Here is a 14240-nt window from a genome sequence, read left to right as displayed (position 1 = left end):
CCGCTCTATTTCATCAATGCCTTCTGAAGAGATAAGATCACACCTAGATGTATGCCTTCGTGAAAAGTATTGAAAACAATAGCATCCTCTACATTATTCAATGCAACATTGGCACTGGTCATATATTCATTAAAATCTTTGAATAACCCACTTTCGTAATCGCCTTGTGCCCATTCCACCGTGGAGAAAAGAAAGCCTTTGATCATATCCATTTCTTCATCGGTAGCCGTCCCGTCAGGAACAGTTCCTTTTTTGAATTTGTCAACAATCGCAGTCGGGACTTTCATCTCTTGACCACTTAATTTGTAAACCAGTAGTTGCTGGGTTACCACTACATGGGCAATGTTCCACCAGATACTGTTGCGATACCCATCAGGAATAGTAATCAATTGCTCTTTTGGTGTATTCTTAAGGATTTTATAAAGTAATTTTCTGTTCTGAAGTGTAATATTGAATAATCTTTCCAAAGTGAGTTGTTTTTTTAGCTGGGAATAAAAATAGAGTTTTCCAGTGAAAACAAACTCTAAATAATTGAAAATACCTTTTGGCAAAAACAATTCCAACAGCCATTTGGATTGCTTGAATCAAAACGAAAAGTATTCGAGTACTGTTGAAAAAATATGGTCATCTGAATAAACATAGTTTGAATTTGTTGTACTTTTCTAAAGCTATAATCAGAACAATTGAAAAAAAATCATTTTCCTTCACTTAGCATTTTAGTTTTGTTTCTACTTTTTTTGGCATGCTCAGAAGACAAATCCCCTTCAATTGCCATTCAAGAAGCCAACTGTTCTGATGGCATTCAAAACGGAAATGAAACAGGAATTGATTGTGGCTGGGCCTGCTCAAATACCTGTGAAGCGGTAAACGGATTGGAAGGTCACATAGTTGCGAAGGTGATTCTGGATAATTCAGCAGAATATAAACTGACAGGGCCCTTAATTATCCGCGATGGTGGTGAGTTGGAAATACGGCAAGGAACAATAATCAGGGCTCAAAAAGATGCGAATGCCTATATCGCAGTTGCCCCAGGTGGTAAAATCTATATTTACGGTAAAGCAGATAATCCTGTCATCATTACTTCAGATGAAGAAAATCCGGAACCTGGAGATTGGGGTGGTATAGTCCTCTGTGGAAAGGCGCCCACAAATAATGGTGAAAATGCCAGGTCTGCCCTAGGTGACCTATTTTATGGCGGCAATGAACTTGAAGATTCATCAGGGACCATTCAATACTTAAGGGTAGAATATACGGGTGCCCGATTTGAAGATACCGCAACATTCAATGGGATTACCTTTTACGGTGCTGGCGCATTTACAACCGTCGATTACGTACAATCATACATGGGCAAAGGCGATGGCTTTACCTTCATTGGAGGTACTATAAATCCAAAACGGTTGATATCAAGTGATCACGATATGAGCGGAGTTTCTTTGGACGCAGGATGGAACGGGAATGCGGATTTATTACACCTTGTAGGGAATGAAAAATCTGGTATACAACTATCGAACAACCATGATGATAGTAACGCCACTCCAATAACTACAGGTACCATTAAAAATAGTTCAATTATCGGGTCTGCCCCTGAAGGTACCTTACTTATTGATCATGGAGGAGGCATTGGGACGTTTGAAGATATTTATACAAATAATGCACTGCTGGGCATCAATATTCAAGGGCCAATAGCTACAACTAGAATCGACGCTGGAGAAATACAAATAGACCCCGTCCAATTTGATAGTACCGCCCCTACCTTTTCACCCACAAATTACACAGGTCCCAATGCTTCTTTCTATTCAGAAGGTAATTCATTAGGTTCAGGTAATAGCATCAGCTTTCCCGAATGGGCCTCAGGTTGGGCAAGGGAAGAATAGTATTCTTTGTATTATTCTACCAAAAAAGTTTTATGGGCTGAGATAAACTCTCCATTATTTGTAATTCCTTCAAGACAAATCTCATATGTTCCGGTGACATCTGAGGTAAAGAATTCAACATCAAAAGTTTTTCCCATAACATCTACTTGGGGCATCCAAACCAATTGTAAACGATCATCTGGCAGGTCAAATGTAGTAGTATCACCATCAAGGTCATATTGCTGTGTAAAATACTTTTTACTCAACTGAGGTCGTAGTATTTGAAATTGCTTAACACTGGTATCATTTACATTTTGGGAATAATCAGATTTCTTGGTCTTCAAAACCAATGCCCCTTGATACACCTGGGGACCAAAAACATACTTGTCCCGATAAACGCCTATAGATTCCAAGTTTCTGGCATCATAATCCAACAAGCGTTCATGATCTTGTACAATAACCCCATCTACAATGACCAAAGGAAGTAAATTAGGATTGGATATCAAGTCCATACTTTTTACTTCAATCTCTAGCCCAGTATCAGCATTCTTGCGTACCCATGTATCTTTTATAATTTCAAGCAGGGTCTCTTTTAGGGATTTGAAACTATTATAATCCGCTAAATCATAATTTTGGAAATTGTTACTATTAAAAGGTAACTGGTGTGTTGTTGGTAAGACCGAATCTGGTTTAAATCTAAAATAAGCACTCTCGATTTGGTTATGGATACTTCTTCCCAAAATACTTTCTTTATCGCTTTGGTCTATTGTGATTTTTTTAAAGACCATTTGTGAATAGTCCAGAGAATTGAGTTCATCGAATTGAACATTGAACTCATCACGTTCTTTTCCCAAAACCTGAACAAGTGTCCTTTCACTTGTATTGCCCTTATTAAGATTAACATAGAAAATTCCTTCTGAATTGGTCTCTACAATTTTAAACTGGTAGTCATCACCGGGGAAAGAAATTGCCACTTTTCTTTTGGCATTCGAAACGCTGTTTTTCACTGAGACTATCCGCCCTTTGATTAATTCACCCCTTAATTCAGGCAAATACATCTGGGGTGAATCTTTAAACGATTCTTTACTATCAAAACCAGCATTTATAGGCGTTCTGCCGTGTTGCGATAGGCCTCCCAATTGTCTTACCGATAGTGAATATCTTCCTTTAGGTAAATCTTTGCCATTTTCACCTTTGAGCATCAACTTTACTGCTGCACGCTTGCTGTACTTGTCCTTTTCTAAACCGACCTTAATAGATCCAACCGAAACCGGAATAAAATCAGGGGACTCTGTGTTACCTTCCTTTTCAACCAAGATTGAATCAACCGAGCTTTTTATTTGTCCTTCAAATGACTTTATAATGGCTTCTTGATTGGCTTGGTAAGGGTTAATGATACTTATATCATTTTCAAACAATTTATCACCTCCAAAATTCCTCATCCAATTGGTATAGGCAACCAGTTTGTAATTTCCTGAAGGAAGTGAAACCGGAACAAAATAATCTCCCTGACCAACACCTTCTTGCAATCTGACCTTCTGTTTAAAGATAACTTCTTGATTTTCTGAAACCAACTCGACATAAGCTATTTTGCTTATTTTACTCAAGCGTTCAGTCTTTTTATCAAAACAATAGACCCTGTAATACAAATACTCAGCAGGGAATAATAGTGTCGTATTAAAATGTATGTAGATACGCTCTGGGGATATATTTTCAAAACCCTCTTCAATTGCCTGATCTTTTGGAATAGATTGCCCATTCACCGTAACGTTTACGACAAACAAAAAGAGCATTAACAGCAATACTTTCTTCATAAAGAATTTATTATTCTATCCAAAAATCAGGTACTTTATTACTTCCTAAAACCGTACAGTCCCCACATTCGGGACGAACCATTAGGAATGGCCCTGTTCCCACTTCTTGATCGGGGTTACGATTGTAATCATAAAAACGTAAATTATCATCATAAATAGCATTCAACAATCTTCTTTCACCCAGCCTTCCTGTAGTGGTTGGGGCGGTAAAAAAGCATGACGATAAAAATGGTGGTTTTTCTTCGCCGGCATAAAAATCCTCATAATCAAAGAAAATTCGTTTTTCGTTAACAGCGGATACTTCGAAAAAACCCGCTACATTTTCTTCAGACCCATCGGCGGCGGAAATATTGCCCCCTAAAAAACCAGGTTGGTCCTCCGAAAATATATTCCCGGACAATTTCGAAAGCCCTTTTAAGGTCTCATAATATGTAAATGCTTCCGGGTTTTGTACAAACTGTTTTACCAGAATACTATACCTATGTGTAATAATATAGTTGTCGTTTTTAATAAACCTTACCCTGAACCTTGTTAACCTATCCTCTGAAAGCCCAAGTGTACTTTGAATTAAAATATCTTTTGCCGTATCTGTACCATAACAAACCTGCTCTTCACGTTCTCTGAGAATCACACCAAGAGAAATTGTACTATGACCTTCACTCAGTACAACAGCATCAAACTTGCTCCAATAAGGAGCAATGACCTTGTAGGTCTCCTCAAATTCAAAACGATAATATCTAGATTGGCTTTCTGGGTCAAAACTATCGACAAAAATTCCAATACCATCTTCCCCATCATCATTTGTAGTGCGTTCCGCATATAAGTCTTCCAGCAAAGCCGCACTTGGTAGGCTCATGGCATCCGAGTTGTAAAATTTACCCTCCTCTGTTTCAATAGAAAGTGAATATGCAATATTAGGCTGTGCCGCAAACTGAATATTCGACAGATACCTTCCCGGTTCGAATTCTTCAAAACCAAATGTACTACCGTCATCACCAATAATCTGAACTTGCGCATTGGATTCCGAACGTGGCTCTTCTTCCTCGAAACGATAAGATCGGGTTAATCTCACCTCCTGTCTTTTTAATTCGTTGGTCAAATTTGCATTTACCACAATCACATCCTCATAGTCAGTCACTTCACCTTCATACGGTTCAACACAGCCCATTAACCACAGAAGCAAACTGAACAATAAAAAACTGTTCTTTATTCTAAATGGGCGATATGTGTTTTCCTTTAACATCTGCATGAACAAATGGGCATCAAAATTTAAAATTATAGGTTATAGATGGTACTGGAATAGAGAAAATTGAACTTTGTAAAGCTTCAATCTCTCCCGAATCTGAAACAAAAAATACCGAGTACGGATTATTTCTTCCCAACACGTTGTAAACCGATATATTCCAAAAACTATGCGCCAATTTCTTGGCTTTGTGGTTCCCCTCAATGTTCAATCCAATATCCAATCTATAATAGTCCGAGATTCGGTAACGATTACGATCGCTATAAAGCACATATTCTATATCATTGAATGTGTAATTACCAACTGGGAAAGTAACCGGGCGACCAGTCTGATAAAGAAAATTGGTTGATACACTGTAACGCTTGGTAAACTTGTAATTAAGAACAAGGCTAAAATCATGGGGTTTATCAAAGTTCGAAGGAAAATATCTACCATCATTAACACGTTCTTCCCTAAACCCACTATCCAACTTCAACAAAGACCTGGAATAAGTATAACCCAGCCATCCGTTTAGTTTACCCGCATTCTTGCGAACAAAGAACTCTAACCCATATGATTTTCCATCCCCTTGAAGAACTTCGGTCTCGATGGTCTCGTTCAAAATTAATTTGGCCCCTGTCTTAAAATCCAGTAGGTTCTTTTGTCTCTTGTAGAATCCTTCCAAACTAAGTTCATAATTGTCATTATCAATGTTTTTATAGAGCCCAAGAGCAAACTGTTTGGCTTGTTGTGGTTTGATATTGTAATCAGATAACTTCCATGTATCAATAGGGGAAACCGTTGTATTATTCGATAAGGTATGTATGAATTGATACATATTATTAAAACTAGCCTTGATTGAAAAATCCTCTTTTAAAAAATATCGGGCAGAGATACGCACTTCAGGTCCGCCGTAGGTTTTTATTACCTCATTTTTTTTAAAATTCAATGTATCGACCACTGTTTCTGTACTTTTTGGCAAACCATCTTCATAGACCAGTTGTTGACTACTGCCCAAGGCTGTGAAAAAAGAATACCTTAATCCAAGATCAAGCAATAATTTGTCATTTACCTTTAAATTGTCCGTTAGGAACAAAGCGGATTCAATGCCCCGTTCTTTAGGGATTTTTAATGGTAATATTAGGTCTTGGGATGTTTTTGGGTCTATTTGTCCTGGCTGTACCCCGTATAGTTTAGTTGAAAAACCATAATCAAAATTGTGCCGATCATTAAGAAGATACTTCATCCTCAATTTCAGTTCGGTTTCATCAATTTTATATTTTTGCAGAAAATTGTCGTTTACGCTACCATCAAAATCAATATCGAAGTTATATTGACTATTGGTCAGCACTAGACTTCCAGCATTTTTTTCATTGAATTTATGGTCCCATTTTAAAGAAAAAAGTCGATTGCTATAGCCATACAAGGAATCAGAGGTAATACTAAAAGCATCCTTACTATAATATCCAGAAACACTTAAACCATTGTTCTCGTTAATCTGATGGTTATACTTGCCCATTACATCATAAAAACTGGCGCTACTGTTTTTTAATGAAACATCGTTCAACGAACGTAAAACCCAGTCCGAATAAGCCCCTCTTGCACCAATCATTAAACCCGATTTTTCCTTCACCAAAGGAATTTCTACGACTGCATTGGCTGTAACTGGACCAATAGAAACTTCCCCCTTAAACTCTTCGGTATCGGGGTTTTTAGTACTGATTTCGAAAACTGATGACAATCGCCCTCCGTACTCAGCAGGTATTGCCCCTTTATAAATGTTTAAATCACTAATGGCAAAAGGGTTCAAGGCCTGAAATATTCCAAAAAAATGGGAAGGATTGTAAACAACAGCATTGTCTAATAGGATTAGGTTTTGATCCGTTTTTCCTCCCCTTACATTAAACCCCGCTGAACCTTCACCCGCCGTCGTAACCCCAGGTAAGGTTGTCGCCACTTTCAATAAATCACGTTCACCAAGAACCAAAGGAATGTTCTTGGTTTCCTCGGCCCCAATTTTTGTGTTTCCGGTTGTCGCATCATCAACGTTACTTACTGCATCTGCCTTAAGAACAACTTCATCCAAAAGCTCATAACTTTCTTCAACTTCAATATTATAATTTCCGTCGTTGTAAATGATAATATTGGTTTTAGTGTCTTCAAATCCTAAAGAACTGGTTTCAACAACATTTAGACCTACTGGAAGATTTATAGCATATCGCCCACTATTGTCTGTCGTTGTGCCAATTCCTAATGCCCGCACTACCACTGCAAAATTTGGAACAGGTCTATTGTCAGCGATATTCCTTATGGTTCCGGAGAGTCTAAATCTTTTCCGTTGATTGTTTTTTTGTTCTTTTCCGATGCGAACAGTAGCTACTTTTAATTTTGATTCCGAAGCTTTATCCGACAAAAAAATACTTGCTGCCGGATCATCATCCTCATTTTCCTCGTTGATCAGTTCTTCCCTTCCAAAAAAGTTTTCGGGTAGTTCACCAAAAATTCGATTGTTCTGGGTGAAAATGATTCGATGATCTTTAGAGATAAAAAAATTTAGCTGGGTGTCTTTTAAAAGATCCGAAAGTATATCCTCAAGTAAAACGTTAGTATAGTGTTTTGTAACCGTTTTCCCTTTAATCCATTCATCTGCCAAATACATTGATTTACCAGATTCCGACTGTAATTGCAGTAATGCATTTTCCAAACTGATGTCCTGAAAATCAAAAGAAAACCTAGGTGCGATTTCTTGGCCATTGACGGCCAAAATGAACAAAAAAGCAAGAATGGCTATTTTGTCCTTCATTTTCCCTCCTCGTTTTTTAATTCAATGAGTTTGTCCAAATCAGATAATATTGATTCGAGATACAATTGAACATCACTTTTCTTGATTTTCTTATACTTAGAGGTAAAATCACTTATCTGCTTTCGGTAGTTGGGAAAAAGTGCTGTAATCTGCTTATTGGATTTGATTTTGTTTACCCCATTGTTCAATACTAAAAAGTATTCACTAAGGCCTTTAAATTCAAAATATACCGATTCCAATTCTACCTTTTTCAATGCGTATTTTTTATGCTTTTTCAGGAAAGAAAAATTGTTCCCTTCAAAAAGTACTTCAAGAAATCCTGAAACAGGTGTTTTCATTTTGTAGTTGACATCAAGGTTGATAAATCGATGTCCCTCAATCTCAAATTTAGTTACCCTTTCCTTTATCAATTGGATAGCTTGGGTGCCGTTCACACCACCGTGCCGAAGTAATAGATTGTCCCCATGCACATCATACTTCATTTTGTAATCGAAGTACGACTGCCCGTTGTAGTTGACAGTACCCAGTAAGAAATCTGAACTTAAAAAGAACTTGTGCCGGTCTCCCAAAACCCTAAATTCTTCAGTATAGGCGTACCCAGTAAAAGCTCCTGAATTCATTGGACCAATGGTTTTGTCAAACCGAACCAAGTCACCTGACTCTTCAAGATTTTGACCAATTAGGCTATCTACGGTACACATAGTAAAAACCAAAAGCAGTACAAAAGAATACCGAAAAGAATTCTGGCTTTTCAAAGATTAATTTTTTGTGTTATACTTTTCACTTAAAATAACAAGATAGTTAAAAGTAGTTCAATTAAGAGGAATTGGGTTTCTTTGCATTAACATTTTTGAATGTAAAATCCTTTAGCTTTTTTAATATGAATAAATTGGATTTCAACAATAAAACCTTTTCGCTAATCACCAATTCAAAAAACGGGGAGGTTGATACTGAAACTGTCTTTGAATATAGCCAAAAGGGGAATTTAGTCACAGCCGAATATCATGGTGGAAACATTCGTTATGGGAAAATAATTTCGGTATTAAAGAGCAATGAACTTCATATGCGGTATCAATGCATAACAACCGATGATGAATTAAAGGCCGGAAAAGCTATCGCTGAAATTAGTCTAAATGAACAGGGTAAGATCAAATTAAAACTAAATTGGGAATGGCTGGGCGGAAACCAAACAATAGGAACCTCGGAATACATTGAAAACTAGAACAGATTTCTACCTACATAGAATTTAAAAATCAACTACAATGAATAAAATATATCACTTAAGTACCTGCGATACCTGCAAGCGAATTTTAAAGGAATTACAACCGTTGGAAGGGTTTCAATTGCAAGACATAAAGACCGAGGCCATTACCAAAATTCAGTTGGAAGAAATGCATAAGCTTTCTGGCAGTTATGAGTCACTCTTCAGCAAACGTGCACGACTCTACAAGGAAAAAGGGTTGGCCGCAAAGGAACTAATGGAAACCGATTATAAAGAATTGATTTTGGAACATTATACTTTTCTGAAACGTCCGGTGGTTCTTTTCAATGATCAAATCTTTGTTGGGAACAGTAAAAAAGTGGTTCAGGCAGCCAAAGAAACCATTCACTCTTGAACAAACGAACCCTTGCTATTTTAGCCGCTTTGGGGGCAACGACCATTTATGGTCTTAACCATACCATTGCCAAAGGTGTAATGCCCAATTATGTTGGTGCATTCGCATTTGTAATGCTTCGGGTTATTGGTGCAACAGCACTTTTTTGGATTATTTCACTTTTTGGTCCCAAAGAAAAAATAGACAAAAAGGACTATTTGCGCATACTCATCTGTGCCTTCTTTGGAATGGGTGTGAATATGCTCGTGTTCTTTAAAGGTTTGTCTCTCTCTACACCTATAAACAGTGCCGTTTTAATTACAACAACACCTATAATTGTTTTGATTCTTTCAGCACTCCTGATCAAGGAAAAAATTACCCAAAGAAAAGTCTTTGGCATATTCATTGGTCTGCTTGGAGCTTTGGGCCTGATTTTGTTCGGAGCGGAAATTCGCCAGGATGCACCTAATATTGGATTGGGTAATTTTTTGATTTTAATGAATTCGGTCTTTTATGGCACGTATTTGATACTGGCTAAAATCCTAATCTCAAAATACCACCCGTTCACTTTTATGAAATGGTTATTCCTGTTGGGTATTTTTATCTGCCTGCCTTTTGGCTATCAAGAAATGACCGAAATTGATTGGGTTAACCTCCCTTTTGACATGATCTGGCGTATTGCCTTTGTGATCATAGGTACGACTTTCTGTACCTATCTCTTCAATATATATGCATTGACGCACCTTAAAGCCTCTACCCTTAGTACTTTTATGTACGTGCAACCTTTATTGGGAATTCTCTTTGCAATAGCCGTGGGTAAAGATTCATTGACCACTATTAAAGTATTGGCCGCCGCAATGGTTATGTTCGGGGTATACCTTTCGAGTAAAAAAACCAAGGTTTAATATAATCTAAAAACTTGGTTTTGTCATTCCGAGGCACGAGGAATCTAGCAAATGATTGAATACTGCACTATTGATGTTGGAAAGGAAATAAATACTCCAAAAAGTTCAAATCTGGATTTATCGTTTTTATTAAATCCATTTTCTTTTGTCTTCGCCACCCTTTTATTTCTTTCTCCCTTGCAATTGCCTCTTGAATCCATGTGAATTTTTCATAGTAGAGCAGATGTCTACATTTATACTTTGAAGCAAAAGATGTTCTTTTCAATGTAATATTCTCATTGTGTTGCTGAAGTCTTTTTGCCAAATAATTGGTTACTCCCGTATACAAAACAGATTTTGTTGAATTGGTGATTATATAAACATGGTAAACATGATATCCCTCTGTATTCATCCTTAAAAATTACGAAAGATTCCTCGTACCTCGGAATGACAATTATTAATTAAAGAACATATCTACAAATCCTTAGGTCGCTTCGCGAATTTACGCGTGTCCTCTTTGGTCAAAACACGAAAGTCCTCCGTCTTATTCTCACTGGAAAAACGCCCCAATAATTCACCGGATAGGGGTGTGAGCTGTCTGGTCTCGAGACTCATCCAAGCACCCATCATTTCGCAATGGGCCACATTTCTACCCTTACTGTCATAAAAATTATGGTGAAATTCAAAGAAACAGCCATCTTCGCTCAAACCAGCGACTTCCAAAGAAACCTTGACCGGCTTGCCAGGAAACACTTCCTTGAAATAATACATATGCTCATAGAAGACCACTGGTCCTATTTTGTTTACCGCCATGACCTTATGGTCAAAGCCCAATTGCATTAAATAGGCCATGCGCGTGTGGCTCATAAAATTTATATATGCCGAATTGGCCAAATGTCGGTTAGCATCAACATCACTCCAACGAACTTCGAACTCTTTTTGAAACATCCTGTTTGAATTAATTTATTATGCATGCATAAGAATCGCAAAAATACCATAGTTTTGGAAAACCAGTGATATGCTCACGAAAAAAGAAATAATCGCTACATTTAAAACAATAAACAACAGAATATGAGCACCAAAGCACCCTTCATCAATGACCTTTCTTTGCCAGCTATAGCCGCCCCTATGTTTCTTATCTCGGGACCTAAATTGGTGATTGAATGTTGTAAAAACGGTATCGTTGGCACCTTTCCTGCGCTGAACCAACGTTCTAGTGAAGGTTTTGAAGAATGGTTGATTGAGATTAAAACAGCCTTGGCCGATTTTGAAAAAGAAACAGGTAAAAAGGCCGCTCCTTTTGGGGTGAACCTCATTGTGCATCAAACAAATCCACGATTGCAGGCCGATATTAAGCTTTGTGTAAAACATAAAGTGCCTTTGATTATTACATCGCTCGGTGCGGTTACAGAAGTTGTAGATGCCATTCATAGTTATGGCGGACTCGTTTTTCACGATGTGATCAAGAAACGGCATGCTAAAAAAGCGGCCGGAGCTGGAGTAGACGGACTCATTCTCGTTTCTGCAGGAGCGGGTGGTCATGCAGGTACCATTAACCCAATGACCTTAGTTGCCGAGATTAAAAAATTCTTTGACAAGACCATCATTCTTTCAGGTTGTATAAGCAATGGGCGCGATATTGCCTCTGCCTTACAAATGGGTGCAGATATGGCCTATATGGGCACACGCTTCATCAATGTTGAGGAGAGTAAGGCCAACGATGATTATAAAAAGATGATCATTGAATCTGGTGCTAGCGATGTTGTTTATACTGCTTCTATTTCAGGGGTTCATGCCAACTTCCTTGGAGCTAGTTTAAAAGCCGCGGGGATTACAGAGGAAGATTTGAAAAAAGACACCAAAATCGATTTTGGAAAAGAAATGGATACTGAAGCCAGAGCTTGGAAAACCATTTGGTCTGCTGGTCAAGGTGTGGCAACAATCGAAAATGTAGTGCCGGTTTCGGAATTGGTGGATAATCTAAAAACGGAATTCAAATCAGCAATTGAAAAACAAATAAAAGTACTCGATACCTTTCCTAAGTAGAAGTTAATTTCATCCTAGTTTATGTATATAAAAAGAAACATCAGTTGGAACATCATATTAAGGTATGGTTGGAAGAACCTCATTTTTTTTACCCTTTGGGCGGCCATTATTTTCATTCTCTATTATTTTTTTGATTGGAAATTCCTTGACATTCCGTTTGAACCTCTGACCGTAATCGGTATTGCCGTTTCATTCTATGTAGGTTTTAAAAACTCCCAAAGTTATGATCGTTTCTGGGAGGGTAGAAAAATATGGGGAGGCATTGTAAACTATTCCAGAACATGGGCGAACAATGTAATTTCTCTTGTTGAAGATGATGAAGAATCTAAAAAAACAATGATTTATAGGCACTTGGCATGGATCAATGCCTTACGGGTTCAGCTTCGTCAACCCAGTAGTTTTTCTATGCGGGAGAATAGTACCATGAGAAGAATATTTGACCGTCATGGGGAAAGAAATCCAGTATGCGCGGGGCTCGACAATTTTATAAGCTCTGAAGAGGATGCCGACCTTGAGAACCGAAAAAATGTAGCTACTCATTTGATAAAAAACCAAGGATTACATATAAAACAACTATTGAAGGATGGCAGTATAACCGAATTTGATAAACAGATATTCCATAGCAATCTTGAAGAAATGTATAATTTACAGGGACGGTGTGAGCGAATTAAAAACACTCCATTCCCCAGACAATATTCATATGTAAGTACAATTTTTACTTGGATATTTGTTCTCCTTCTTCCGTTTGGTCTTCTTTCCGTTTTTGAGTCCGAGTTCAATGAATTACGTGAATTCATTCATCAAGAATTGTTCTTAACACTTATGATTCCTTTTTCTGTGCTTATTTCATGGATTTTCATAACTATGGAAAAAGTGGGCAGTAACAGTGAAGATCCTTTTGAGGGTCGTATGAACGATGTGCCTATGACCGCTCTTTGTCGCACGATAGAAATTGATCTGAAAGATATGCTGAATGAAGACAATCTGCCGGAGAAAGTACAACCCAAAGATAATGTGCTCTACTAATGCCAATAGTCCCGTCTAATTACAATCCATCCTTTCTATTTAAAAATGGGCATTTTTCTACCATGTATTCTGGCTTGGTACGAAAGGTTGATGGCGTAGTCCAAGAACGAGAACGCATCAACTTGGCAGATGGTGATTTTCTTGATTTGGATTGGAGCCATTCCCAAAAACCAACGAATAAATTAACCATCCTCTTACATGGCTTGGAAGGAAACGGCCAGAGACCTTACATCACAGGAAGTGCCAAACAATGTAATCTTAACGGAATGGATGTTTGTGCCGTGAATTTTAGAACCTGCAGTGGTGAAATGAACAAATTATATCGTTCATACCATTCAGGAGCTACCGAAGATTTAGAAGCTGTGGTTCAACACATCTTAAGTCTGGACAAATACACTCAGGTATACATAAAAGGCTTTAGTCTGGGAGGCAATATGGTCTTAAAATACCTTGGTGAGCGTAATACCCATCCCAAAGAAATTAAAGGCGTTGTAGCGGTCTCCGTTCCTTGTAGTTTACACAGTTCACTTATCCAATTATTAAAACCCAAGAATTTCCTGTATTCCCAACGCTTTAAAGATCATCTGAAAGCAAAAATGAGGGGTAAGCAAAAGTTGTTTCCTTCTAAAATATCCGATGTTGATATTACCAATGTAAGAACATTGAAAGATTTTGATGATATCTATACCAGTAGGGCCCATGGTTTTAAAGATGCGATGGATTATTACGAAAAATGCAGCTCACTCCAATTTTTACCGAACATAAAGACTCCTACTTTGATCATCAATGCCTTAAATGATTCGTTCCTAGGCGATGCATGTTATCCTTTTAAAGAGGCGGAAATGAATAAATCGCTCTATCTAGAAGTACCCAAATCAGGTGGGCATGTAGGTTTCTATGAGAAGCAAAATATAACGTACACCGAGAAAAGAGTGATAAAGTTCTTTAATGAAGTGTAACCAATACTCCTAATTATTATCTTAGGGGCTTCAAAAAA

At 37.7% G+C, this 14240-nt stretch carries 14 protein-coding genes; 7 read left to right on the top strand and 7 right to left on the bottom strand.

All coding sequences use genetic code 11. The annotated features are described in order from the left end of the window. Positions 1–5 precede the first annotated feature (5 nt). Positions 6–467: a DinB family protein gene (locus FB2170_RS08180; protein WP_041633114.1), complete on the bottom strand. Its 462-nt coding sequence runs from the start codon at positions 465–467 to the stop codon at positions 6–8. Between the two features lie 255 nt (positions 468–722). On the opposite strand from FB2170_RS08180, the gene FB2170_RS08175 reads away from it, so the two are divergent. After that, positions 723–1874: a hypothetical protein gene (locus tag FB2170_RS08175; RefSeq protein WP_148232081.1), complete on the top strand. Its 1152-nt coding sequence runs from the start codon at positions 723–725 to the stop codon at positions 1872–1874. An 11-nt stretch (positions 1875–1885) separates the two neighbouring features. Here FB2170_RS08175 and FB2170_RS08170 read toward each other — a convergent pair whose 3' ends face one another. Genes FB2170_RS08170 through FB2170_RS08155 form a run of 4 tightly spaced genes read right to left on the bottom strand, consistent with a single transcriptional unit; the run spans position 1886 to position 8447 of the window. Further along, complete coding sequence (locus tag FB2170_RS08170; protein ID WP_013306065.1) at positions 1886–3667, bottom strand: hypothetical protein; 1782 nt, start codon at positions 3665–3667, stop codon at positions 1886–1888. A gap of 10 nt (positions 3668–3677) precedes the next feature. Continuing rightward, positions 3678–4910, bottom strand: coding sequence for a DUF4249 domain-containing protein (locus FB2170_RS08165; protein WP_237701170.1), 1233 nt, complete (start codon positions 4908–4910; stop codon positions 3678–3680). Between the two features lie 19 nt (positions 4911–4929). Continuing rightward, positions 4930–7692 (bottom strand): carboxypeptidase-like regulatory domain-containing protein, encoded by a 2763-nt coding sequence (locus tag FB2170_RS08160; protein ID WP_013306063.1) that lies wholly within the window; start codon positions 7690–7692, stop codon positions 4930–4932. After that, positions 7689–8447, bottom strand: a complete 759-nt coding sequence (locus FB2170_RS08155; protein ID WP_148232080.1) for a hypothetical protein — start codon at positions 8445–8447, stop codon at positions 7689–7691. The genes FB2170_RS08160 and FB2170_RS08155 overlap by 4 nt, the downstream gene beginning before the upstream one ends. 125 nt (positions 8448–8572) lie before the next feature. Between FB2170_RS08155 and FB2170_RS08150 the strand changes: the two genes are divergently transcribed. The 3 genes from FB2170_RS08150 to FB2170_RS08140 are packed head-to-tail and all read left to right on the top strand — an operon-like array spanning position 8573 to position 10192. Continuing rightward, positions 8573–8914 (top strand): hypothetical protein, encoded by a 342-nt coding sequence (locus tag FB2170_RS08150; RefSeq protein WP_013306061.1) that lies wholly within the window; start codon positions 8573–8575, stop codon positions 8912–8914. Between the two features lie 40 nt (positions 8915–8954). Further along, positions 8955–9308: an arsenate reductase family protein gene (locus FB2170_RS08145; protein ID WP_013306060.1), complete on the top strand. Its 354-nt coding sequence runs from the start codon at positions 8955–8957 to the stop codon at positions 9306–9308. Continuing rightward, positions 9305–10192, top strand: coding sequence for a DMT family transporter (locus tag FB2170_RS08140; protein ID WP_013306059.1), 888 nt, complete (start codon positions 9305–9307; stop codon positions 10190–10192). Before FB2170_RS08145 ends, FB2170_RS08140 begins: the two co-directional genes overlap by 4 nt. A gap of 67 nt (positions 10193–10259) precedes the next feature. Here FB2170_RS08140 and FB2170_RS08135 read toward each other — a convergent pair whose 3' ends face one another. Beyond that, positions 10260–10583, bottom strand: a complete 324-nt coding sequence (locus tag FB2170_RS08135) for a GIY-YIG nuclease family protein (RefSeq protein ID WP_013306058.1) — start codon at positions 10581–10583, stop codon at positions 10260–10262. A 62-nt stretch (positions 10584–10645) separates the two neighbouring features. Continuing rightward, positions 10646–11119 carry an acyl-CoA thioesterase gene (locus tag FB2170_RS08130; protein ID WP_013306057.1) on the bottom strand — a complete coding sequence of 158 codons (474 nt, stop codon included), beginning with the start codon at positions 11117–11119 and terminating at the stop codon, positions 10646–10648. 123 nt (positions 11120–11242) lie between these two features. Here FB2170_RS08130 and FB2170_RS08125 point away from each other — a divergent pair, with 123 nt between their 5' ends. Genes FB2170_RS08125 through FB2170_RS08115 form a run of 3 tightly spaced genes read left to right on the top strand, consistent with a single transcriptional unit; the run spans position 11243 to position 14202 of the window. Continuing rightward, a complete protein-coding gene (locus tag FB2170_RS08125; protein WP_013306056.1) occupies positions 11243–12217 on the top strand; it encodes an NAD(P)H-dependent flavin oxidoreductase in 975 nt (324 codons plus the stop codon). A 21-nt stretch (positions 12218–12238) separates the two neighbouring features. Beyond that, on the top strand, positions 12239–13243 hold the full coding sequence (locus tag FB2170_RS08120) for a bestrophin family protein (RefSeq protein WP_013306055.1): 1005 nt from the start codon (positions 12239–12241) through the stop codon (positions 13241–13243). Further along, positions 13243–14202: a YheT family hydrolase gene (locus FB2170_RS08115; RefSeq protein ID WP_013306054.1), complete on the top strand. Its 960-nt coding sequence runs from the start codon at positions 13243–13245 to the stop codon at positions 14200–14202. Before FB2170_RS08120 ends, FB2170_RS08115 begins: the two co-directional genes overlap by 1 nt. Positions 14203–14240 lie beyond the last annotated feature (38 nt).

This window comes from Maribacter sp. HTCC2170 (assembly GCF_000153165.2).
In the GTDB taxonomy this organism is placed as follows: domain Bacteria; phylum Bacteroidota; class Bacteroidia; order Flavobacteriales; family Flavobacteriaceae; genus Maribacter_A.
The sequence above is the reverse complement of the archived record's forward strand: the minus strand, read 5'-3'. Positions and strand labels throughout refer to the sequence as shown.